The 20,140-nt window shown below is 66.5% G+C and carries 21 protein-coding genes; 6 read left to right on the top strand and 15 right to left on the bottom strand.

The window, feature by feature from the left end; translation table 11 throughout:
- Positions 1–13: 13 nt before the first annotated feature.
- From C7C57_RS14330 to C7C57_RS14320, 3 genes are read right to left on the bottom strand one after another with little or no spacing between them, the layout of a single operon-like run.
- Complete coding sequence (locus C7C57_RS14330) at positions 14–1,381, bottom strand: deoxyribodipyrimidine photo-lyase (RefSeq protein WP_187976928.1); 1,368 nt, start codon at positions 1,379–1,381, stop codon at positions 14–16.
- A 7-nt stretch (positions 1,382–1,388) separates the two neighbouring features.
- Entirely contained in the window at positions 1,389–1,823 is a 435-nt protein-coding gene (locus tag C7C57_RS14325) for a MarR family winged helix-turn-helix transcriptional regulator (RefSeq protein WP_030149158.1), read from the bottom strand.
- Complete coding sequence (locus C7C57_RS14320; RefSeq protein ID WP_187976927.1) at positions 1,820–2,302, bottom strand: hypothetical protein; 483 nt, start codon at positions 2,300–2,302, stop codon at positions 1,820–1,822. Before C7C57_RS14320 ends, C7C57_RS14325 begins: the two co-directional genes overlap by 4 nt.
- A gap of 423 nt (positions 2,303–2,725) precedes the next feature.
- Between C7C57_RS14320 and C7C57_RS14315 the strand changes: the two genes are divergently transcribed.
- On the top strand, positions 2,726–3,874 hold the full coding sequence (locus C7C57_RS14315) for an AI-2E family transporter (protein WP_081864157.1): 1,149 nt from the start codon (positions 2,726–2,728) through the stop codon (positions 3,872–3,874).
- A 108-nt stretch (positions 3,875–3,982) separates the two neighbouring features.
- Here the strand turns inward: C7C57_RS14315 and C7C57_RS14310 are convergent, their stop codons facing one another.
- The 4 genes from C7C57_RS14310 to upp all read right to left on the bottom strand — a co-directional run bounded on the left by C7C57_RS14310 (position 3,983) and on the right by upp (position 7,088).
- Positions 3,983–4,525, bottom strand: a complete 543-nt coding sequence (locus C7C57_RS14310; protein ID WP_187976926.1) for a hypothetical protein — start codon at positions 4,523–4,525, stop codon at positions 3,983–3,985.
- Positions 4,526–4,788: 263 nt separating this feature from the next.
- Positions 4,789–5,067 carry a helix-turn-helix domain-containing protein gene (locus tag C7C57_RS14305; RefSeq protein ID WP_030149163.1) on the bottom strand — a complete coding sequence of 93 codons (279 nt, stop codon included), beginning with the start codon at positions 5,065–5,067 and terminating at the stop codon, positions 4,789–4,791.
- 154 nt (positions 5,068–5,221) lie between these two features.
- On the bottom strand, positions 5,222–6,019 hold the full coding sequence (locus tag C7C57_RS14300; protein WP_030149164.1) for a winged helix-turn-helix domain-containing protein: 798 nt from the start codon (positions 6,017–6,019) through the stop codon (positions 5,222–5,224).
- A 436-nt stretch (positions 6,020–6,455) separates the two neighbouring features.
- Positions 6,456–7,088, bottom strand: a complete 633-nt coding sequence (upp, locus tag C7C57_RS14295; RefSeq protein WP_030149165.1) for a uracil phosphoribosyltransferase — start codon at positions 7,086–7,088, stop codon at positions 6,456–6,458.
- 41 nt (positions 7,089–7,129) lie between these two features.
- On the opposite strand from upp, the gene tadA reads away from it, so the two are divergent.
- Positions 7,130–7,609, top strand: coding sequence for a tRNA adenosine(34) deaminase TadA (tadA, locus tag C7C57_RS14290; protein ID WP_223144763.1), 480 nt, complete (start codon positions 7,130–7,132; stop codon positions 7,607–7,609).
- A 12-nt stretch (positions 7,610–7,621) separates the two neighbouring features.
- Here tadA and C7C57_RS14285 read toward each other — a convergent pair whose 3' ends face one another.
- Together C7C57_RS14285 and C7C57_RS14280 are read right to left on the bottom strand one after the other, a co-directional pair.
- Positions 7,622–8,539, bottom strand: a complete 918-nt coding sequence (locus C7C57_RS14285; RefSeq protein ID WP_187976925.1) for a cation diffusion facilitator family transporter — start codon at positions 8,537–8,539, stop codon at positions 7,622–7,624.
- Positions 8,540–8,568: 29 nt separating this feature from the next.
- The gene (locus C7C57_RS14280) at positions 8,569–9,072 is read right to left on the bottom strand and encodes a hypothetical protein (RefSeq protein ID WP_030149168.1); all 504 of its coding nucleotides are present in this window, start codon (positions 9,070–9,072) and stop codon (positions 8,569–8,571) included.
- 66 nt (positions 9,073–9,138) lie between these two features.
- Between C7C57_RS14280 and proC the strand changes: the two genes are divergently transcribed.
- Positions 9,139–9,981, top strand: a complete 843-nt coding sequence (gene proC, locus C7C57_RS14275; RefSeq protein ID WP_187976924.1) for a pyrroline-5-carboxylate reductase — start codon at positions 9,139–9,141, stop codon at positions 9,979–9,981.
- A 297-nt stretch (positions 9,982–10,278) separates the two neighbouring features.
- Here the strand turns inward: proC and metE are convergent, their stop codons facing one another.
- A complete protein-coding gene (gene metE, locus C7C57_RS14270) occupies positions 10,279–12,591 on the bottom strand; it encodes a 5-methyltetrahydropteroyltriglutamate--homocysteine S-methyltransferase (RefSeq protein WP_187976923.1) in 2,313 nt (770 codons plus the stop codon).
- A complete protein-coding gene (locus C7C57_RS14265) occupies positions 12,588–13,514 on the bottom strand; it encodes a methylenetetrahydrofolate reductase (RefSeq protein ID WP_255505705.1) in 927 nt (308 codons plus the stop codon). The genes metE and C7C57_RS14265 overlap by 4 nt, the downstream gene beginning before the upstream one ends.
- Positions 13,515–13,787: 273 nt before the next feature.
- On the opposite strand from C7C57_RS14265, the gene C7C57_RS14260 reads away from it, so the two are divergent.
- On the top strand, positions 13,788–14,243 hold the full coding sequence (locus C7C57_RS14260; protein ID WP_187976921.1) for an SRPBCC domain-containing protein: 456 nt from the start codon (positions 13,788–13,790) through the stop codon (positions 14,241–14,243).
- 81 nt (positions 14,244–14,324) lie between these two features.
- On the opposite strand, the gene C7C57_RS14255 is transcribed toward C7C57_RS14260, so the two are convergent.
- The gene (locus C7C57_RS14255; protein WP_187976920.1) at positions 14,325–14,660 is read right to left on the bottom strand and encodes a helix-turn-helix transcriptional regulator; all 336 of its coding nucleotides are present in this window, start codon (positions 14,658–14,660) and stop codon (positions 14,325–14,327) included.
- 150 nt (positions 14,661–14,810) lie between these two features.
- On the opposite strand from C7C57_RS14255, the gene C7C57_RS14250 reads away from it, so the two are divergent.
- Complete coding sequence (locus C7C57_RS14250; RefSeq protein WP_187976919.1) at positions 14,811–16,016, top strand: MFS transporter; 1,206 nt, start codon at positions 14,811–14,813, stop codon at positions 16,014–16,016.
- Positions 16,017–16,079: 63 nt separating this feature from the next.
- On the opposite strand, the gene C7C57_RS14245 is transcribed toward C7C57_RS14250, so the two are convergent.
- Genes C7C57_RS14245 through C7C57_RS14235 form a run of 3 tightly spaced genes read right to left on the bottom strand, consistent with a single transcriptional unit; the run spans position 16,080 to position 18,420 of the window.
- Positions 16,080–16,700: an alkylhydroperoxidase domain protein gene (locus C7C57_RS14245; RefSeq protein WP_187976918.1), complete on the bottom strand. Its 621-nt coding sequence runs from the start codon at positions 16,698–16,700 to the stop codon at positions 16,080–16,082.
- Positions 16,697–17,341, bottom strand: coding sequence for a CMD domain protein (locus C7C57_RS14240; RefSeq protein ID WP_187976917.1), 645 nt, complete (start codon positions 17,339–17,341; stop codon positions 16,697–16,699). Before C7C57_RS14240 ends, C7C57_RS14245 begins: the two co-directional genes overlap by 4 nt.
- A gap of 38 nt (positions 17,342–17,379) precedes the next feature.
- The gene (locus tag C7C57_RS14235; RefSeq protein ID WP_187976916.1) at positions 17,380–18,420 is read right to left on the bottom strand and encodes a putative FMN-dependent luciferase-like monooxygenase; all 1,041 of its coding nucleotides are present in this window, start codon (positions 18,418–18,420) and stop codon (positions 17,380–17,382) included.
- Positions 18,421–18,671: 251 nt separating this feature from the next.
- On the opposite strand from C7C57_RS14235, the gene C7C57_RS14230 reads away from it, so the two are divergent.
- The gene (locus C7C57_RS14230) at positions 18,672–19,985 is read left to right on the top strand and encodes an O-acetylhomoserine aminocarboxypropyltransferase/cysteine synthase family protein (protein ID WP_187976915.1); all 1,314 of its coding nucleotides are present in this window, start codon (positions 18,672–18,674) and stop codon (positions 19,983–19,985) included.
- Positions 19,986–20,140: the final 155 nt, after the last annotated feature.

Genomic DNA, 20,140 nt, shown 5'->3' with positions numbered 1-20,140 from the left:
TTTGACTGGTGACCTATTCCCGCTTGCGGTAGGCCTCGAGGGCCGCCTCGCGGGAGGCCTTGAGGTCCACGATCGGGGCCGTGCGCAGGCCGGTGTCGGGCACCCAGCGGCGGATATATTCGCGGTTGGGGTCGAATTTTTTGGCCTGCAGCTCGGGATTGAAGATGCGGAAATAGGGGGCCGCATCGGCGCCGCTTCCCGCCACCCACTGCCAGTTGAACGGGTTCGCGGCGGGATCGGCATCCACCAGGGTGTCCCAGAACCACTCCTCGCCGGCTCGCCAGTGCTGGAGCAGGTTCTTGGTCAGTAGCGAGGCGACCACCATGCGCACGCGGTTGTGCATGGTTCCGGTCTGCCACAGCTCGTTCATCCCTGCATCGACCAGGTCGATTCCGGTGGTACCGGTCTGCCAGGCGCGCAGCAGCTCGGGGTCGGGCTCGGGCCAGGGGAAATTCGCGAAGCTGGGTCGCCAGGGGTCGGTGGCCAGCCTGGGGAAGTGGAACAGCTGGTAGTGCGCAAACTCGCGCCAGCCCAGCTCGCTGAGGAAGCTGGCACCCTGCCCGGGATGCGTGCGTCTGTGCTCATCCACCGCATGCCAGATCGTGGATACCGTGATCTCGCCCCACACCAGGTGCGGGGACAGACGCGAGGTCACCGAGCGGTCGGGACGGTCGCGCAGGTCCGGATAATCGCCCAGGTCCTCGTCCAGGAAGTCGGCCAGGCGCTCGTGGGCACCGGCTTCGCCCGGGCTCCACAGGGTGTCCCAGTTTTCCGCCCAGTTGGGGGAGGTGGGGCGAAGGGCCAGGCTCTCCAGCGCGGCCGCGAATGCTGCGGGGTCGGCGGAGGCCGGGACCCGGGCGGGCCGGGGGACGGGCAGGACCGCGCGCGGAGGACGCCGGGCCAGCTCATCCAGCGCACGCTTCCAAAACGGGGTAAACACCGTATACGGACGGCCCTCGCCGGTGCGCAGTCCGGGATCCACCAGCAGATCCGGGGCCGCATACCGGACCTCGATCCCGTGTGCGGCCAGCTCCGTGTGTACGCGGGCATCCAGCTCCGCCTCATCCGCACCGGGGCGGGCGGTGGCAAACACGCGGTCGGCGTTCTGCTCGGCGGCCAGGTTGCGCAGCGCGGTGACGGGGTCGCCGGTGCGCAGTTCGAGCGGGATGCCCAGCTCGGCGAGGTCCGCGGCCAACGAGTCCAGTGCGCCGTGAACCCACCAGCGGGACGCCCCACCGATCGGGCGCAGGCCCGGCTCGTCCAAGATAAAGACGGCGATCACGCGCTCGCGTGCGTCCAGGGCGGCGGTCAGCGCCGGGTGATCACCCACCCGCAGGTCGCGGCGGAACCAGATCAGGGCGGCGGGGGAGGAGGTGCTCATCGGGAACCTAATCGTCGAATTCGGGGCAGCGCAGCTTCTCGGTCAGGGCAAACATGGACTCGATTTCGGCGGGGCTGAGTGCGCCGCCGATGATCGACTCGATCGTGCGCATATGGGCGCGGGCCACGGGGCGGTAGGCCGAGAATCCCTCCTCGGTGAGGGTGATGATCATGCCGCGGCGATCATCCGGGTCGGCGGCCTTGGTCACGAACCCCTCGGCGGAGAGCTTATCGATCAGGCGGCTCACGCTGGGCTGGCTCAGCAGCACCAGTCGGTTCAAATCACGCAGCTTGGCCTTGCGGTCGGGCTGGCGGGAGAGGGTGAACATCACGTCGTACTCGTTCATCGTGAGGCCACCCATCGGGAAGTCCTCGCCGAGGCGACGCATGATGCCCACCTGCGCGCGAAACAGCGATTCCCAGGCCTCGACGGCGCCGCTCATCGTGGATCACCGGACTCGGGGGAGTCCACGCGTGCCGGGCGTTCCGCCTGTGCGGGGATTTCTTCGTGGGTGGGAAGGAGATCTTCGTGCGCGGGGAACTCTTCGTGTGCGGGCACGGCTTGGCGTGCGGGCACAGTTTCTTCTGCGGGGGACTCCGCGGCGTCGGAAGCACCCGCCGACTCGGAAGAACCTGTCGGCTCGGAGACGCCGGCCGGAGCGGGATCGTTCAGCCTGATGGCGAGGGCCGGGTTCGCACGAATCAGCGAGCGGTAGAGCATGACCATGCCCCAGAAGCTGGTGCTGAGCCCGGTGAGCAGAACACCGATGCCGATGAGCGTGAGAAACCACGGCCCGTTCAGCGCGGCCAGGACGATCAGCAGGATTCCCACCGCGGTGAAGAGCAGACCGCCGCCGAAACAGGCCGCGCCCAGCACCTTGAGGGCGCGGAGTTCGCGTGCGGAATCGGTGGCCTGAGTCATCCTCCCAGCGTACCGCCTTCGCGGCCGAGGGGCGGGCTGGGAAGTTTCGCCCCTGGCGCAGCGGCCCCGGGAATACACGCGGAGAATGGCCGGGGGATTGGGGCGGACATGAACAAGGGCCGATCGTAGAGGCGTACGATCGGCCCTTCCCCTTGCACCAAGAGTGTCCTGCAATCACATGTGCGTTTCGTCGTCACAGCAAAACTTCGAACGCAGTACGAATATATAACATCCAGGTAACGATTACCAGGGTTTCATCGCCTCGGCGGCTGGGAGTTTGCCGTGTGGCAGTATTCGCTCGATCGCCCACGCGGCACGGATGTTGTTTCCCCGGAAATCCGGCGATGTGAGATTTTTGGGTCCACAATTGAACCCCGACCCCGTGCGGCCGCTCAAGCGCCGCACACACGTGAGGAGACACGGATGAAGAAGAAGGCGACGCGCCCCGATGCGGAACCTCGGCTGAGTTCCGGCGGCGATGTGGGACTGCACCGCGAGCCCGCGGGCGGATCCGGCGTGCACGTTAACGCGTTCAGGATCGGTCTGGTGGGCACACTGGGTGTGCTGATCGCGCTCCTCCTCGGGGGAATCGTCAGCCAGCTAAGCACCGTCCTGGTGTACATCGGCATCGCCCTGTTCCTGGCGCTGGGGCTTGACCCGCTGGTCTCCTGGCTGGAGAAGCGTATGCCCCGGCCCGCGGCGATTGCCGCGGTGGTGCTCGTGGTGCTGGCGGCCCTGGCCGGGCTCCTGCTGGCGGTCATTCCGGTGCTGGTGGAACAGTCCTCCAACCTGATCCGCGACTTCCCCGGCTTCGCCTCGGACTTCCAGAAGAACGACATCGTGCTGCAGATTCAGAAGCTGCTGGGTGACTCGGTGGATATTAAGCAGGTCATCAAGGGCGCGACGGACTTCCTGGGCGACCCGAAGAACCTGGTGGCGATCGGAGGCGGCCTGGCCCAGGTGGGTGCGGGCGTCGCCAGCGGCATCACCGGGCTGATCATCGTGCTGATCCTGACCCTGTACTTTATGGCGTCGCTGCGCTCGATGAAGCAGACCGTCTACCGTTTCGTTCCCGCCTACCAGCGCACGGGCTTTGCCAAGATCTCCGAGGACATCACCGGTGCCGTCGGCCGCTATGTGGTCGGGCAGGTGTCTCTCGCCCTGATCAACGGTGTGCTCAGCCTCATTCTGCTCTCGATCATCCAGGCACCGATGCCGTTCCTGCTGGCATTCTTCGCGTTTATCGGATCGCTGATTCCACTGGTGGGTACCCTGAGCGCGTCGATCCTGAACACCCTGATCTGCCTGCTGGTGGACCCCAGCCTCGCCCTGATCACGGGTATCTACTACCTGATCTACCTGCAGGTTGAGGCCTACATCATTTCCCCACGCATCATGAGCCGCGCGGTCGCGGTTCCCGGCGCGATGGTGGTGATCGCCGCGGTGGCCGGAGGAACCATCGGAGGCGTTCTCGGCGCGCTGGCGGCCATTCCGGTGGCCGCCTCGGTGATCATCATTGTGCAGAAGGTGGTGTGGCCGCGCCAGGACCGCAAGGTGGTCGCCGCCTCCTAGACCGGCACTGTGCTCGGCACTACGCTTAGCGCAGCGCTCGGCTCCGCGCTCGGTGAGCGTGCCCCGCACGACCCGGAAGGGGGTGCGGGGCACGCCGCGTTAGGTGCCTCAGCGAGGCACCTCCGAGGATGTCGGCAGCGCCTCCGGGGGCGAAAGCGCGTCGGTCTCTGGCGCGAGTGATGCCTCGGGCACGCTCCCGCCGACGTCCGCGAATAGCGTGGTGAGCGCCGTGCCCAACCGTCGGGCACTCTCGGGGGTGAGGATCAGGTGCTCGCCGAACTCATCGGAGTGGATCACCACTACCGGCTCGTCCGGAGGGGACTGCGGATTGACAATAATGTCGAGCAGCACGGGTCGAAGCTCGGGCAGGGGGCCGAACTGGAGCACGGTGGCCACGCTCGCCAGCCAGCGCGGTTCTCCGTGGGAGTCCTCGGCATCCGCGTGCACAAACTCTGAACGCGTGGATGCCGCGGCATCGGAGGAGACGGCCGACCGAAATCCGGTCTCGGGCTGGACGGGGTTCTCAAAGTGGGCGTATTCCGCTGCGGAAGCTGCGGGCCCCGGTGCCGGGGGAATGGCACCGTCGGAGGGCGTTGGGTGTTCGAACCCGGTGGGTGTCGAACGCCGGGGGTGAAGCAGGGCTGTTTTCATCGGTGGATCCCTTCACCGGCACATTCTGAGCCTAACTTGACCCCCCGACACTCACCGCTCGGAAGGCCATTGGGCGTGCCGATGGAAGATAATCTTCCCCCTCGGCGTAGTGCGCCGGCGTGCACCGCACGTGGTGATGAGCTCCGATGTGGAAGTGGGCTCGAGCCCGAACACGGGCCTGCGTCTGCGCATCGGCGTGAGCCTGAACACCGGCCCGAGCGCGAACACCAGCCCGAGCGTGAACCGACACCCGATCCCGGATGTTAGCGGTCGCTGAGGTCCGGCGGAGTGCTGGGCAAAAGTTCCTCGATGGGTACCCCGAAGACCTGGCTAAGCGCGAGGACGTTTTGGAGTGATGGATTGGCCGAAGTTCCCGGACGAGACTCGCCCTTTTCGAACTTCTGATACGTGTAACGACTGATTCCGGCGGCCATTGCGACCTGCTCCTGGCTGAGGCCTCGCCCGAGTCGAAGATGACGGAGCGAACTGCCCAGGAGGTTTGCATACTGGGACCAGGTAGGTGTCTCGGCGAAGTGTTCCATAAGACCAGCATGTAAGCGATTGTGTCAGGGTAGGGCCATACCCGTATGACAATCGCCTGTGAATCCGGTGAAATTCCAGAAGACCGCACGGTTTTCGGGCTGATGAACCCCGATATACACCGGATCTGACGTTACGGCCGTGGCCGCCCGCGATCTAGAAGAGGTCGGGGCTCGGTGCCGATGCGTAGCGGATGGTGACGTCGGCGTGACGGTCGAAACGGTAACCCACGCCGCGAACGGTGCGGACGATGTCCTCGTAACGGTCAAGCTTGGCGCGCAGACGGCGGATGTGGACGTCGATGGTGCGCTCGTTGGGAGCGGCTTCCTCATCCTCGGGGTTCCACAGGGCACCGATCAGCTCGGCGCGGTCCACGGTGCGACCCTCGCGCAGGACCAGGTACTGCAGCAGCTCGAACTCCTTGAAGGTGAGCGAGACGGCGGTGTTGTCCAGGGCCAGGCGCTTGCGGGAGAGGTCGATCACGACGCCGGCGTGTGCGCGGTCGAGCTCGCCGGTGTGGCTCTCCTCGGTGTCGCGGTGGCGGGCGAGGGCCGCCGGCTCCTGCAGGGCCAGACGAACCACGTCGATGTCGCGGCCACCGGCACCGGCGGGGGCCAGGGCAACGGCCGCGTAGGTTTCCGAGGCGGGGGCGATCTGGGCGGCGAGGTCCTTGAGGGCCTGAACAACCTGACCGAGGCTCGAGCCGTCGGCCAGGGCCTTGGCCTCATCCAGTCCGACGTAGAGAACGAAGCCGCGAGCCTCGGTTCCCTCGGGGACCGAGCGCAGACGCGGGGCTGCGGGAGCGGCCGGTGCCGCGGGGGCTGCGGCCACAACCGGGGCGACGGCGGGAACCGCGGTGCTGGTGGTGGTGCGTCCGGCGGTGAGTGCGGTGGCGATGCGGTCTGCCTCGGCGCTGCGAGTGGCGGGTGCGGTGGTGATGGTGGCGATCGACATGAGAAGTCCCTAAACGTTTTGGTGTCGACGGCGATCCGGGGGCTGATGCCTCGGCCGGGCCGTTACGACGGGTGTGTTGTGTGTATCCGGATCGACGAATCGGAAGGTCGTTCCGGGGGAGTCGCGTTCAAAAACGCTCCGGGTCTCGACGCTTTGTCTTCTTCTGGATGAGGAGAAGCGGGGCGGAGACGTTGGCGGAAGCTAGCGAGCTAGCTGCACATTCGACAACACATGACAGCGCTACGGGGCATCATCATGCCCACAGTCCCATGAGACTCGAGGGAGCTCCGGGTACGCGCGAATTCAGTCATATGCCGATTATGCCCAGAGCGAAGCATGCTGTCAACTGATCACCCTTGATTGGGGGGAATAAAAAACGGCGGCATCGGAAAACCGATGCCGCCGTGGGCCCTGGCCGGGTGCCAGGGACGAAGTTTTAGACCAGGCCGTAGAGGCGGTCGCCCGCGTCGCCCAGGCCGGGAACGATGTAGCCGTGCTCGTCCAGACGCTCGTCCACGGTGCCCAGCACCAGCTTGACGTCGCGGCCCTCGGTGAGCTTCTCCAGCGCGGCCACACCCTCGGGGGCGGCCAGCAGGCAGATTGCGGTCACGTCGTCTGCGCCGCGGTCAAAGAGGAACTTGATCGCCGCACCCAGCGAACCGCCGGTCGCGAGCATCGGGTCCAGGACGAAGCACTGGCGACCCGACAGATCATCCGGCAGACGCTCGGCATAGGTCTTCGGCTCGAAGGTTTCCTCGTCGCGCAGCATGCCCAGGAAGCCGACCTCGGCAGTCGGGAGCAGCTTGACCATGCCCTCGAGCATGCCCAGACCGGCACGCAGGATGGGGACCACGAGCGGACGCGGCGAGGAGATCGCGAGTCCGGTGGTGGTGGTGACCGGGGTCTCGATTTCGACCGTCTCGGTGCGAACCTCACGGGTTGCCTCATACGCGAGCAGGGTGACCAGCTCCTCGGTGAGGGACCGGAAGATCGGCGACGGGGTGTTCTTGTCCCGCAGGACCGTCAGTTTGTGGGTGATCAGGGGGTGATCGGCTACGTGCACTCGCATACTGTTAACAATACCTGGGTGAAGGGAACCTTGCGGTGGTAATGAGTGTGGGCGCGGAAGATGAGCGCTGGATGGGCCTGGCCCTGGAACAGGCGCGCCTGACCGCGGAAAGTGCGGATGTCCCGGTGGGAGCCATTCTGGTTGACCCCGCGGGCACCGTGGTGGCAACCGGATTTAACCTCAAGGAGGCCCGCCACGATCCCACCGCGCACGCCGAAATCGAGGCGATCCGTGCGGCCACCGCGGCACGGGGAGATTGGCAGCTGCGCGATCTGACGCTGGTGGTCACCCTGGAGCCATGCATCATGTGTGCCGGGGCGATTCTCGCAGCCCGCATCCCCCGCGTGGTCTTTGGGGCCTGGGAGGACAAGGCCGGAGCCGCCGGCAGCGCGTTTGACCTGCTGCGGGACCGCCGCCTCGCCCACCGCGCCGAGGTGGTCGGGGGCGTGCGCGAAGCCGAGTGCGCGGCCATCCTGGTGGAGTTTTTCCGGGAGACCCTGGCGAGCCCGACCGACCTGTAGTTCGGCCGGAGGCTAAACCCGCTCGCGATCCACGTCGGGTTCGAGGTAGATGACGCGCGCCATCGGTTCGGCGGCGCGGATGCGAGCCTCGATCACGTTGATGTTTTCGGAGACCTCGGCGACCGTGCGGGCCGGGTCCACGGCGATCTTTGCCGCCACCATGATCTCCTCGGGTCCCAGATAGAGGGTCTTCAGGTGGATGATCCGCTCGGCTTCGGGCCCGGCCACGATGGCATCCCGGATCGCGGCGGCCTGTTCGGCGGTGGCCCCCTCCCCCACCAGGAGGCTCTTGGTTTCGATGCCCAGCACGATCGCAACCAGAACCAGCAGCGCACCAATCGCCAGGGTGCCGATCGCATCCCAGGTGGCGTTGCCGGTAATGACGGTGAGGCCGACGCCGAGGAAGGCGAGCACCAGGCCGATCAGCGCGGCCACGTCCTCCAGCAGAACTACGGGCAGCTCGGGGGCCTTGGCTCGGCGGATGAACTGGATCCAGGACTGGGTTCCGCGGGTGTGATTAGATTCGCGGATCGCCGTGCGCAGGGAGAAGCCCTCGAGCCCGATCGCGACCGTCAGCACCACCATCGGCAGCCACCACATTTCCAGCTCATGCGGGTGGGTGAGCTTATTGATGCCCTCGTAGATCGAGAACACGCCACCGACCGAGAACAGGATGATCGAGACCACAAAGGCGTAGACATAGCGCTCGCGTCCGTACCCGAACGGGTGCTCCTCGTCGGCCAGGCGGCGTGATTTTCTTCCGCCCAGCAGAAGCAGCAGCTGGTTACCCGAGTCGGCGAGGGAGTGCACACCCTCGGCGAGCATCGAGGCCGAGCCGGAGAAGAACCAGGCAATGAACTTGGTCAGCGCGATGCCGACGTTTGCCAGCAGTGCCGCGATGATGGCGCGATTGCCGCCCTGTGTACTCATGTGATCCCCCTCGTGTGGTGGATCACATCCTAGTCCCGCACGGTAGCCGGCGGGGTGGGGCGACGGAAGGTGTCGCGCATGTGGTCGGAGTCGAGGTAGTCGGCCACGCCGATCAGGATCAGGCTGAAGATGATCTGCTCGGTGATCATCCACACCGGGTAGAACCCGGGGATTGCCGCGAGCACGAGGGTCACCACGGGGAAAATCTTGCTGAACAGCCGCAGCCTCGAATAGCCCCAGGACCAGCCCAGCTGCGCGCGCCAGGAGAAGTAGAACAGGGTCGCGGTCATGCCGAGTACCACCACGCTGCGCGTCCACACCGACAGCGGCACGTGCTCGCCGCGGCCCAGCAGGACGAGCGCGATCACCACGGCGACGATGCCGAGCACCAGCTCGATCAGCAGTAGGATCGTCACCGCCCGGAATGCCCGCACCGTGCGCGGATGCGTGCGAGCCTCCTCGGCGATGCGCTCGGAGGCGCGCGATCCACCGGCGATACGGTCCAGGCGAAGCAGTAGCGGCTCGAGGTTCATGGTCCCAGGGTAATCCGAATCACGCCACGCGGGCATGCGCACACGGCGCGGATTTAGGATGGGGGAATGACCTCCACGAACGCACCCAGCATCGCATTTCTCGGTACCGGTTCGATGGGCGGGGCGATTCTCTCCGGCCTCGTCACCTCGGGCGCCACCGCCACCAGCCCGGTGATCGCGACCAACCGCACGCCGGAAAAGGCCCAGGCCTTGTCGAAGCTGGAGGGCGTGACCGGCGTCGCGCTGAACGAGAACCCCGAGGGCAATCGTGAGGCCGTCGCGGGCGCCGACATCATCCTGATCGGTGTGAAGCCCGGCATGGTTCCGGACTTGCTCGCCGAGATCGCCCCGGCGCTTAAGCCCGGCGCGATCGTGGTGAGCCTGGCCGCGGGCGTGACCATCCAGACCTTCGAGTCGATCCTGCCCGACACCGCGATCGTGGTGCGCTCGATGCCGAACACCCCCGCCGTGGTGGGCCGCGCGGTCACCGGTATCGCCCCGGGTACCCGCGCCGATGCGGCCGCGATGGCCGCCGTGCGTGCGGTCTTTGAGACCGTGGGTGAGGTGCTTGAAGTGGCCGAGGACCGGATCGACGCGCTCAGCACCATCTCCGGCTCCGGCCCCGCCTACGTGTTTGCGCTGATCGAGGCGCTCACCGCCGCCGCCATCGAAAAGGGATTCACCTCGGACGAGGCCGACCTGCTGGTGCAGGGCACCTTCCGTGGGGCCACCGAACTCCTGGCCGCATCGGACCAGACCCCGACCCAGCTGCGGATCAACGTGACCAGCCCCAAGGGCACCACCGAGCGTGCGCTCGCGGTGATGAACGACGCCGGTCTGGACCAGATGTTTATCCGCGCGACCGACGCCGCCCTGGCGCGGGCCAAGGAGCTCGCGGCCGGCAGCTAGCCGAGCTTCATGGTGGTGAGGCAGGTGGGGTCCTCATCGCCGGTGGTGATCTGCGTGGTTGCGGACTTTCCGTCCTGGGAGAAGGCCAGGAGGCTGCAGGCCTCGGCCTCCTAGACCGCCTTCGCCAGCTGCTGCACCCGTTGGTAGGAGAGCCCGAGCAGGGCACCCGCGTCGCTCTGCGAGAGCTGCGCCTCGGTCAGCAGATTCCGGACGGCCTCGCGCCGCAGCGCACGACCTCGCCCGTAAAACAGCGGCGGGGCCGGAGAATGTTCTCCGACCCCGCCGTTCGGGTCTGGGCTAGGCGCTCAGCGTCTCGCGCACGGTGCGGGTTGCCGCCAGGATGTTGCGCAGCGAATCCACGGTTTCGTCATATCCGCGGGTCTTCAGGCCGCAGTCCGGGTTGACCCAGACCTGGCGCTGCGGGATCGACCCCAGCGCGGTCTGCAGCAGCTCGGTGACCTCATCCACGCTGGGCACGCGCGGCGAGTGGATGTCGTAGACGCCCGGCCCGATGCCGCGGCCAAAGCCCGAGCGCTCGATGTCCGGTACAACCTCCATCTTGGAGCGGGCGGCCTCGATCGAGGTCACGTCGGCATCCAGGCGGTTGATCGCATCGATCACCACGCCAAACTCCGAGTAGCAGAGGTGCGTGTGGATCTGGGTTTCCGTGGCCACGCCCGAGGTGGCCAGGCGGAAGGATCCTACCGACCAATCGAGGTACGAGGGCTGGTCGGCGAGCTTGAGCGGCAGCAGCTCGCGCAGTGCGGGCTCATCCACCTGGATGATGCCGATGCCGGCGGCCTCGAGGTCGGCGATCTCGTCGCGCAGGGCCAGGGCCACCTGGTTGGCGGTGTCGGCCAGCGGCTGGTCATCACGGACAAAGCTCCAGGCGAGGATCGTGACGGGACCGGTCAGCATGCCCTTGACCGGCTTGGCGGTGAGCGACTGGGTAAAGGTGGACCAGTCCACGGTGATCGGTGCCGGACGCGACACGTCGCCCCACAGCAGCGACGGACGCGTACAGCGGCTGCCGTAGCTCTGCACCCAGCCGAGCTCGGTCACGGCAAAACCGTCGAGGTTCTCGGCGAAGTACTGAACCATGTCGTTGCGCTCGGGCTCGCCGTGCACCAGCACGTCCAGGCCGATCTCCTCCTGCAGGTCAACCACGCGGCGGATCTCATCCTCCATCGCGCCGCGGTACTCGGCCTCGGTGATTTCCCCGCGGGCAAAGCGGGCGCGCTCGCGGCGGATATCGCCGGTCTGCGGGAACGAACCGATCGTGGTGGTCGGCAGCGGGGGCAGGCCGAGTGCCGCGTCCTGGGCGCTCAGGCGCTCGGTGTAGTCGCCGCGGGTGAAGTCGGCGTCGGTCAGGGCGGCCGCGCGCTCACGCACGGCACCGTCGCGCACGCCGGGCGCCGAGTGGCGGTCGGCGAGGGCGGCGGTGGCCTCGGAAAGCTCGGCCGAGATCGCAACGGGACCCTTGGTCAGGGCGGTAGCGAGCAGGGCGATCTGTCCCACCTTCTGGTCGGCGAAGGCCAGCCAGGGGACCAGGCGCGGATCGAGCTTGGTCTCCACGGTCACATCCTGCGGGACGTGGAACAGGCTGGTCGAGCTGGAGACCGCGACGTTGGGGCTCAGCGCGCGCAGGCTCTCCAGGGTCTCCCAGGCACCGGCGAGGTCGCCGCGCCAGATGTTGTGACCGTCGATCACGCCGCCGACGAGGGTCTTTGAGGTTTCGAAACCGGTGGGCACTGCGCCGCGGACGAGGTCCACGCCGATCGCCTCAACCGGGCTGTTCAGCAGCACCGGCAGGGCGTCGCCGAGGTCGTTATAGGGGGCGGCGACGAAGATCTGCGGACGCTCGCTCTCGCCTCCCAGCACCTCAAAGGCGCGGGTGGCGGCCGCCAGCAGCTCGGCACGGGGCACCTCGATGCTCTCGCTCACCAGGGCCGGCTCATCCAGCTGCACCCACTCGGCACCGGCGGCGCGCAGGGCGGCCAGCAGCTCGGCGTAGACGGGCAGCAGGTCGTCGAGGCGCGAGATCGGGGTGAAGCCGGCGGGGGCATCCACGGCGGGCTTGGCGAGGGCCAGCAGGGTGACCGGGCCGACGATCACCGGGCGGGTGACAAAGCCCTGCTCGCGGGCTTCGATAACCTCGTTGACCAGGCGACGCGAGGCCAGGTGGAAGGTGGTGTCGGGGCCGATTTCGGGCACCAGATAGTGGTAGTTCGAGTCGAACCACTTGGTCATCTCGGCGGGCACATCGGCGCCCTCACCGCGGGCGATGGTGAAGTAGCCGGCGAGGTCTACGGTGCCATCCTCGGCCACGAGACGCTCGAAGCGGGTGGGGATCGCACCCACGGTGACCGCGGCATCGAGTACCTGGTCGTAGTAGCTGAAGGCCTCGGGGATCGAGGAGTCCTCGCGGCCCAGGCCGAGTGCGGCCAGGCGCTCGCGGGTACCGGCACGCAGCTCGCGGGCGGTGGTCTCCAGCTCCTCGGCGGAGGTCTTGCCGGCCCAGAAGGCCTCGACCGCGCGCTTGAGCTCACGGCGCGGACCGATCCGCGGATAGCCGAGGATGGTGCCGGTGGGGAACGGTGTGTGGGTCATGCGTATTCCTTTACGGGGACGTAGAGACCGGTCTCGCGCAGGATGCGCAGGACGGCCGGGTGTTGGTTGAAGGTATAGAGGTGAAGGCCGCTGGCGCCGCCGTTCAGGAGGGCGCGGCTGAGGCTGCTGGCGTGGTCCACGCCCACCTCAAACTGCGCCTCGGGGGATCCCGCCGCTTCGAGCTTGCGCAGCAGTTCGGTGGGAAGCTTTTCGCCGGTGAGCTGCACGATGCGGTGCAGTCGTTCGGGGCTGAGCACGGGCATGATCCCCGGGAGGATGCGCATCGTGATGCCCGCGGCCCGGGCCTGATCCACAAAGCGCAGATAGTCTTCGGGATCAAAAAACAGCTGGGTGATCGCCAGGTTTGCCCCGGCCGCCTCCTTGGCCAGCAGGGTATCGAGATCCTGCGAGACCGAGCGTGAGCGCGGGTGACCGTTGGGGAACGCGGCGACGGCGATGGTGACCTTGGGCTGTGCCGCGAGCCGCGTGCCCCGCGGGAATCCGGCCAACGGAGGCTGGACAAACTGGGCCTTTTCCGCGCGGATGCGGTGGATCAGCTGCACCAGCTCGCCGGCGGAGCCGAGGTCCCCGAGGAAGTCCTCGCCCTCCTGCGCGCCCGCCGGGGGATCGCCGCGCAGCGCCAGAAACTTTGTGATCCCGGCGTCGAGAAACTCGTGGATCATCGCCGAGGCCTCGGCATAGGAGGAACCCACACAGGTGAGGTGCGCCATCGCGTCGACCCCGCCCGCGCGCAGCTGCTGGAGCACGCGCAGGGAGCGGTCGGTGGTGGTGCCGCCGGCCCCGTAGGTCACCGAGATGAACTCGGGTCCGGATGCCACCAGGTGCGCGAGGGATACCTCGAGCGCATCGGCCGCGGCGGCCGATCGGGGCGGGTAAAGCTCAAATGAAAAGGTAGTAGCCACACCTATCTCCTTGGGGAAAATATCGGTGGGGCGGATACCGGGCTCGGCGCTCGCTCCGGGCATCGTCTGGCGATGCCGTGACCCGAGACTAACAACGCCGCAGGGGCAAAACGGCGAGTATTACGGCAGGTTTCTTCCTGGTGTTACGGCATGTTTCGGCGGGCGCTGGTGGTTGACTCGGCGGCGCGTTCGTGGTGCATTTAACGGGTGGGATTTTCGCACCGCTGCACGGCCTTGCGAGCCCCGTCCCGCGCACTCAACCCAGGAGGCATCATGACCGGAATTACCGCCGACGGCATCGAGATCGATCGGTTCTTTGAGGCGAGTCCCGCCGAGGTTTTTGAGGCGTGGACCACCCCGCAGCACTTCGCCCGCTGGTTCGGTGGGAACACAATTGAGGTGCCCCTCGACCAGCTCGACTTCGCCCCCGAGATCGAGGGCACCTGGAAGGCCACGATGGTGCTGCCGGATGGAAACACGATCAACTGGGCGGGCGACTTCCTGGAGATTGTGCCCAACGAGCGCTTTGTCTTCACCCTGACCGACAACCCAGCCGAACCCGAGCGTGCCGCCGTGGTGGTCACCCTCGCCCCGGCCGCCGAGGATGGCATCGACGGCACCCTGATCCACTTCAGCCAGGAAACCCCCGGCTTCGCCCCCGAGCAGCAGGCGGCCGCGCTGGCCGGTTGGCAGGGCTTCCTCGACGATCTGCTGCCGAAGCAGGCGTAGCGGCCGGACACCCACAGGCGCGGGGCTCGACTATCGAGCCCCGCGCTTTGTCATGGCTCTTGAACGTTGAGCACGGCACCTCTAAGTTTCGGATTCTTCGCTCCAGCGCCCAAGATTTGATGGCAAATCGACGGCGGTGAGTAGGCCGGGAAATGTCGTTTCGATGAGGTCATCTCGTCGGGTAATCCGGCGGTGATTGCCCACAACCTCGGTGTGCATCAGGCCGGATTCCCGCAGAACGCGAAAGTGATAGGACATCGTTGATTTTGAGACGTGGAAGTCTAAATCTCCGCAGAACTTAGGACCCTCGCTCGCGATGCGAGCCAAAACCTCTCTTCGAACCGGGTCCGAGAGTGCGGAGAGAACCTGGTCGAGGCGAATATCCGAGGCGGCCGGATGGGGTAAAGGCGTACCCATTAGTGGACCAGCCTCAAAACGTGGTTTTCGAATCTGATGTGATGTGTGGTCACTTGTCCGCCTCTTCCGTTGTATTGACGTGGGTCACGGTGTGAACGATTCTAGTTCGATGATTATCAAATTAGAAAGACTTCGTTCCAGGAGTCTGGAATGACTGAGCCCACTGTCCCCGACGCGCGTGTGAATGCGGAGCGGAACATTCGAACGCTTGCGTTCCTGACGCTCTTCGTGATCGGCACCGACACGTTCCTTACCGCACCGCTGCTGCCGCTTTTGCGCCAGGAAACAGGCGTCTCAATCGAAGCATCTGGGTGGTTTGTCTCCGCCTACGCAATTGGGTATGCCTTGAGCGCATTGGTATCGGGGCCTCTTTCGGATCGGGTTGATCGACGTTCGGTGCTACTTGTCGGTCTCAGCGGATTCGTCGTATTCACGATCGCATGTGGGATTGCATGGGGGTTTTGGCCTCTCGTTGTCGCGAGATTCCTCGCCGGGGTTGCCGCTGCGTTTGTCTCACCACAGATTTGGGCCTCAATCCCCGTTCTGGTTCGTTCGAGCATGATCGTTCGAACCATGGGATTTGCAACCGCGGGATTGGCCATTGCACAGGTGGTGGGTATACCGCTCGCATCTTTCCTCTCGGTATTTGGATGGCGCGTGCCGTTTTTCATGATCGGGGCGTTCGGTATCATGCTGTGGGTCATCCTTTTCGCGCGGTTCCCCAGCGTGCGAAATCCTCACCCCGCCTCCGGACACCCCGCTGCCGCCTATCTTAGAGTCCTGAGGTCTAGGCCATTGGCCTTGGGGCTGCTCGGATATCTCATATTCCAAACGGGTAACTTCTGCGCCCTGTCGTTTATCGGATCCTGGTTTGCTCGTGATTTCGGTGCTAATCAGACCGTAATCGGCATCGCAATGGTTGTCATTGGTCTGGGAAATGCCGCCGGTGCGCTCAGTGGCGGGCGGGTGGCTGAGTGGATAGGGAACCGACGAATGCATATTGCAGGTATCGTCGGGGTCGGGCTGTTCTACCTGCTGTGTGCATTGGCGATAAATATCTGGATTGCCGTGCTCTTCCTTACCCTGGCTATGGCCTTCGGGGGGCTTGTATTTCCGGTTCTGATGGCGCAGCTACAGGGACACGCGGGGCCAGATAGGGGCACCGTGTCCTCCCTTTCGAATGCCGCGATGTATGCGGGTACCACGATTGGTGCCATTGTTGGGGGGCCGCTTCTTGTCGGTTTCCGGGGGTTCACCGGCATCGGAGTGTTTACCATGGTTGCCGCGCTGATAGCACTTCTCATTTACGGCGCAAGCGGTGCCTTCCGAAAGCCCGTGGGAGTGAACAAGTCCTAGCACTTCAATCAATTGACCCAGGATCGTAAGGTGCGATCCTGGGTCAATTGGAATGGAGAGGGACTAGCGGGGGGCCGGGAGCTCCGGCTCACCCAGGGAGAGCATCAGGCGGTTCGCCCAGTTGAAGAAGGCGGCACCGTGCAGGGCATCGGCGATTTCCAGGTCGTCGAGGCCCGCGGCGCGCAGCGCATCGAGGTGGTCCTGGGACAGGGCGACCGGGGTGGCGGTCAGCGCCACCGAGGCGTCGATGATGGCGCTCCAACGCTCATCCTGAGCGGAGTCGATGCCGTCGGTGAGGATGCGGTCGATGTCCTCGGCACGGCCCGACTGCTGGGTCGCGAAACGTGCGTGCACCGAGGCACAGAACAGGCAGCCGTTGCTGCGTGACGCGGCCACCGCGGACAGCTCCCGGTCGGCACGAGGCAGGCCCGCATCGGTGTTGTAGAAGATGTCATTGTCGGTCGCGGTACGTGCACGCAGCGCCTCGGGGGCGCGGACCAGCAGACGGAAATACGGCATCTTGGCGCGATTCTTGTCCACCAGCGCGGTGAGGTGCTCGGCGGTCAGCTCATCCTCGGGGATCGGGGCGATCCACGGCACCCAGCCCAGCCCGTCGCGGGTAAAGACCTCGGGGGCGCGCAGCTCGGGGTAGTCCAGGACCTGTCCCGGTGTGGTCTCGCTCATGCGTGTGCTCCTACGGTCTCGGCGTGGGTGTGGTCGGTGATGATGCCGGTGGTGGCCGGATCCTGGGCCAGCAGGCGCAGCCCCGCGACCAGGCGCAGCTGGAAGCTCAGGAACGCGATGAGCTGCGAGATCACCACGATCGAGGTTTCATCCCAGCCCGCATCCAGTAGCTGCTGCAGCGCGGCGGCGCTCGCTTCTCGGGGGCGGAACACCAGCAGGTGTGCGTGTTCCAGGGCCGCGGCCAACGGTGCGCCGAGGGCCGCGCGGTCGGCCTCGGGGACCTCGAAGCGCAGACCCTCGGTGTTCTCGGACGCCAGCGCGGCCGAGGGGTAGTGCCCGAACGGACCGGTGGCGGCGGCCGCGGCGGCCAGCGACTCGATCCGCGCACCCACGTGAGTATCCAGTTCGCTCAGGTACTCGCGGTAGAACCCGGCGGTGGCAGGTTCGGCGCTGATCGCCGTGACAAATGCGGCGAGCGCAAACCGATCCACCGCGGACACCGCGCCGGCCTCGGCCGGTTCCAGCAGCGCGTCATAGCTGGCCTGCGCGTTGGCGCGGGCTTCGGGGCGGCGCGAGCGGACGAGGTCCACCGGGGAGCCGGGGGCGATCCCGACCAGGTGATCAATCAGATCCTGGGTCATGCTGAATTCCTTTCGAGGCGAGGCGAAGATGAAACGATCTAGGACAGCGCGGGTGCCGGGCTGCCGAGCGCCGGTGCCCAGCCGAGGGCGGGGGCCACCTGGGTGGCGATCAGCTCGATCGAGCGCAGGATGTACTCGTGTGGGGGATCCACCGAGTGCACCTGGAACACCAGATCGGTGGCGCGCTCGAGGATCGGGTCGGCCGAGAGCGAGGCGGTGACCTCCTCCGGGGTTCCCAGGTGCACATCAAACTCGGTGATCAGCTCGGGCAGGGTGTCACCCAGCACGATCTGACCGGCCGCCCGGAACTGCGCCGCCGCCCGCCGCAACCCGGCCTCGGCAAAGCGCAGCGCGGTGCGCCGGTCATCGGCCACAAACACCGTGCGGGCCCCGGAGATGCGCGGGGCGACCCCGGCGGGCAGGGCCTCCAGGTAGGCATCCACGATGGGGTCCTGGATTTCGGCGAGGGTCAGGTTCGGGGTGCGCGGGGAGCGCTGCTGAGTGCGCGAGAGCAGCAGCCCGTCGCCCGCACGTCCGGCACGGGTGCCGCCGGCGGGGGAGAAGGTGGCCTGCCAGATCGCCTCGGTCAGCCGGGGTGCGGGCGGGGAGAGCCGATTGCGATTGCGGCCCAACGGTTCCCCGGCGAGCGCCTGACGCAGCACCCGCAGGCCCGCGGCGAAGTCGCGCGAGCGGTCGGCGGGGTTACGTCCAAACGTGGCAAACGCGCTGGGGGTTCCGCCGCTGCCGACGCCGAGTTCCAGGCGTCCATTCGAGAGCAGGTCAAAGACGGCGGCATCCTCGGCGACCCTCACTGCGTTTTCCAGCGGAAGGGTCACGATGCCGGTGCCCAGCCGGATGCGACTCGTGTGGGCGGCCACATGGGAGAGGAACACAAACGGGCTGGGCAGTCCGCCCTCATGCGGGTTGAAGTGGTGCTGGGCGACCCAGGCGGAATCAAAGCCAAAGGACTCGGCGTGCACAATCTGTTCGAGTGCGAGGCGAAGCCTGTCCCCGGAGCCCACCTGATCCAGTACCCGGGTAAAGAACCCGAGTTTCTTTTCACCTCGAATCGCCGACATGTGTCTCCCCTTGCGTTGTAAATCGAACTCCCGGGCATCGCTGCGGTGGGAGCGCCCGGGATGCCCACCCGAATGCGGATCGGGCGCGGGCCACAGGCTGCGGTGTCAGCCTAGGAGCGGGGGATCCCGCATCGGGCAATCGTGTCCTTATGCGTCGACAGATGAACGCGTGTGACGAGGCCGGGAAGGGAAGATTGCCGTGTGTTACCCAGGGGGTGACTCGGGTGGCATCCCGCGAGTAGCGTGGCCCCATGTCAGCCCACACAGGTTCCCCGTCCTATGGCTTTGAGACCCGGCAGATTCACGCCGGGGAGATCAACGATGCCGAAACCACCGCCCGGGTGACCCCGATCTATCAGACCGCGGGGTACCGGTTCTCCAGTTTTGATGACGGGGAGGAGCGCTTCGCCGGAGCATCCAGTCGTCGGGCCTACTCCCGGAATGACAACCCGACCAATATCGTCGCGGCCAAGCGCATCGCCGACCTGGAGGGCGGGGTGGATGCGGTTCTGGTGGGCAGCGGGCAGGCGGCCATCGCGGTGACCCTGTTTGCGCTTGCCCAGACCGGCGACCACATCCTGGCCACAACCAACCTCTATGAGGGCACCCGAGAGATGTTCCGCACCTCGCTGGCCCGGCAGGGGCTCAGCGTCGAATACGTCCCCGCCGATGCTCCGGCCGAGGTGTGGCATTCGAAGGTCACCGAGCGTACCCGGGCGATCTACACCGAGACCATCCCCAACCCGCTGGGGGACGTGGTGGACATCGCGGCGCTCGCCGACATCGCCCACGCCGCCGGGGTTCCGCTGGTGGTGGACTCCACGGTGGCCACCCCCTATCTCTGTCGACCGATCGAATGGGGTGCGGACATCGTGATCCACTCCACCTCCAAATGGCTGGCCGGCCATGGCTCGGTGATCGGCGGCGCGGTCATCGACGGCGGGACGTTTGACTGGGCCGCGAACGGCGACCGCTTCCCGCACCTCACCACCTCGCCGCGTCCCGGCGTCGGCTCGGCCGTGAAGCGCTTCGGGACCGGGGCGTACCTGGGGTTCCTGCGCACGGTGACGATCCTCGAATACGGACCCACCGTGCCGCCCACCTCGACCTTCCTGCTGCTGCAGGGCATCGAAACCCTCTCGCTGCGGATGGAACGGCACGTGGACAACGCGCTCGCCGTGGCCCGCGAATTTGAGGGGCACCCGGCGCTGCGACAGATCCACTATCCGGGGCTGGAGAGCAGCCCGTACTATCCGCTGACCCGAAAGTACCTGCCGCAGGGGGCCGGATCGATCGTCTCGTTTGACCTCGTCGGGGGCCGCGACGCCGCCCGCGTCTTCATCGACGCGCTGGACCTGGTGACCCCGATGACCCACATCGGCGACGTGCGCTCGCTGGCGATCCACCTGGGCTCCACGATCCATGCCAAGCTCACCGAGGAGGAGCGCCTGGCCGTAGGCATCACCCCGGGTCTGGTGCGCCTCTCGATCGGGATCGAGAGCGCCGGGGACATCATCGCCGACCTCCGCCACGCCCTCGACGCGGTGAGCGCCGCCGGGTACTAGGCCGAACGAGCAGGCCCCGCGGTCAGAGTCCCGCGGGGCCTCGGTGCGCGACGGATCCCGAACCGCTGCGGAGGCGCTCTCGCCGCACGCGCTGTGTCGCCCGCCGTACCCGACTACCCTGGGCAGGGAAGCCTCCGCGTGCGAGACGTAGGTGG

This window comes from Mycetocola sp. JXN-3 (assembly GCF_014522285.1).
Lineage (GTDB): Bacteria > Actinomycetota > Actinomycetes > Actinomycetales > Microbacteriaceae > Mycetocola > Mycetocola saprophilus.
The sequence above is the reverse complement of the archived record's forward strand: the minus strand, read 5'-3'. Positions and strand labels throughout refer to the sequence as shown.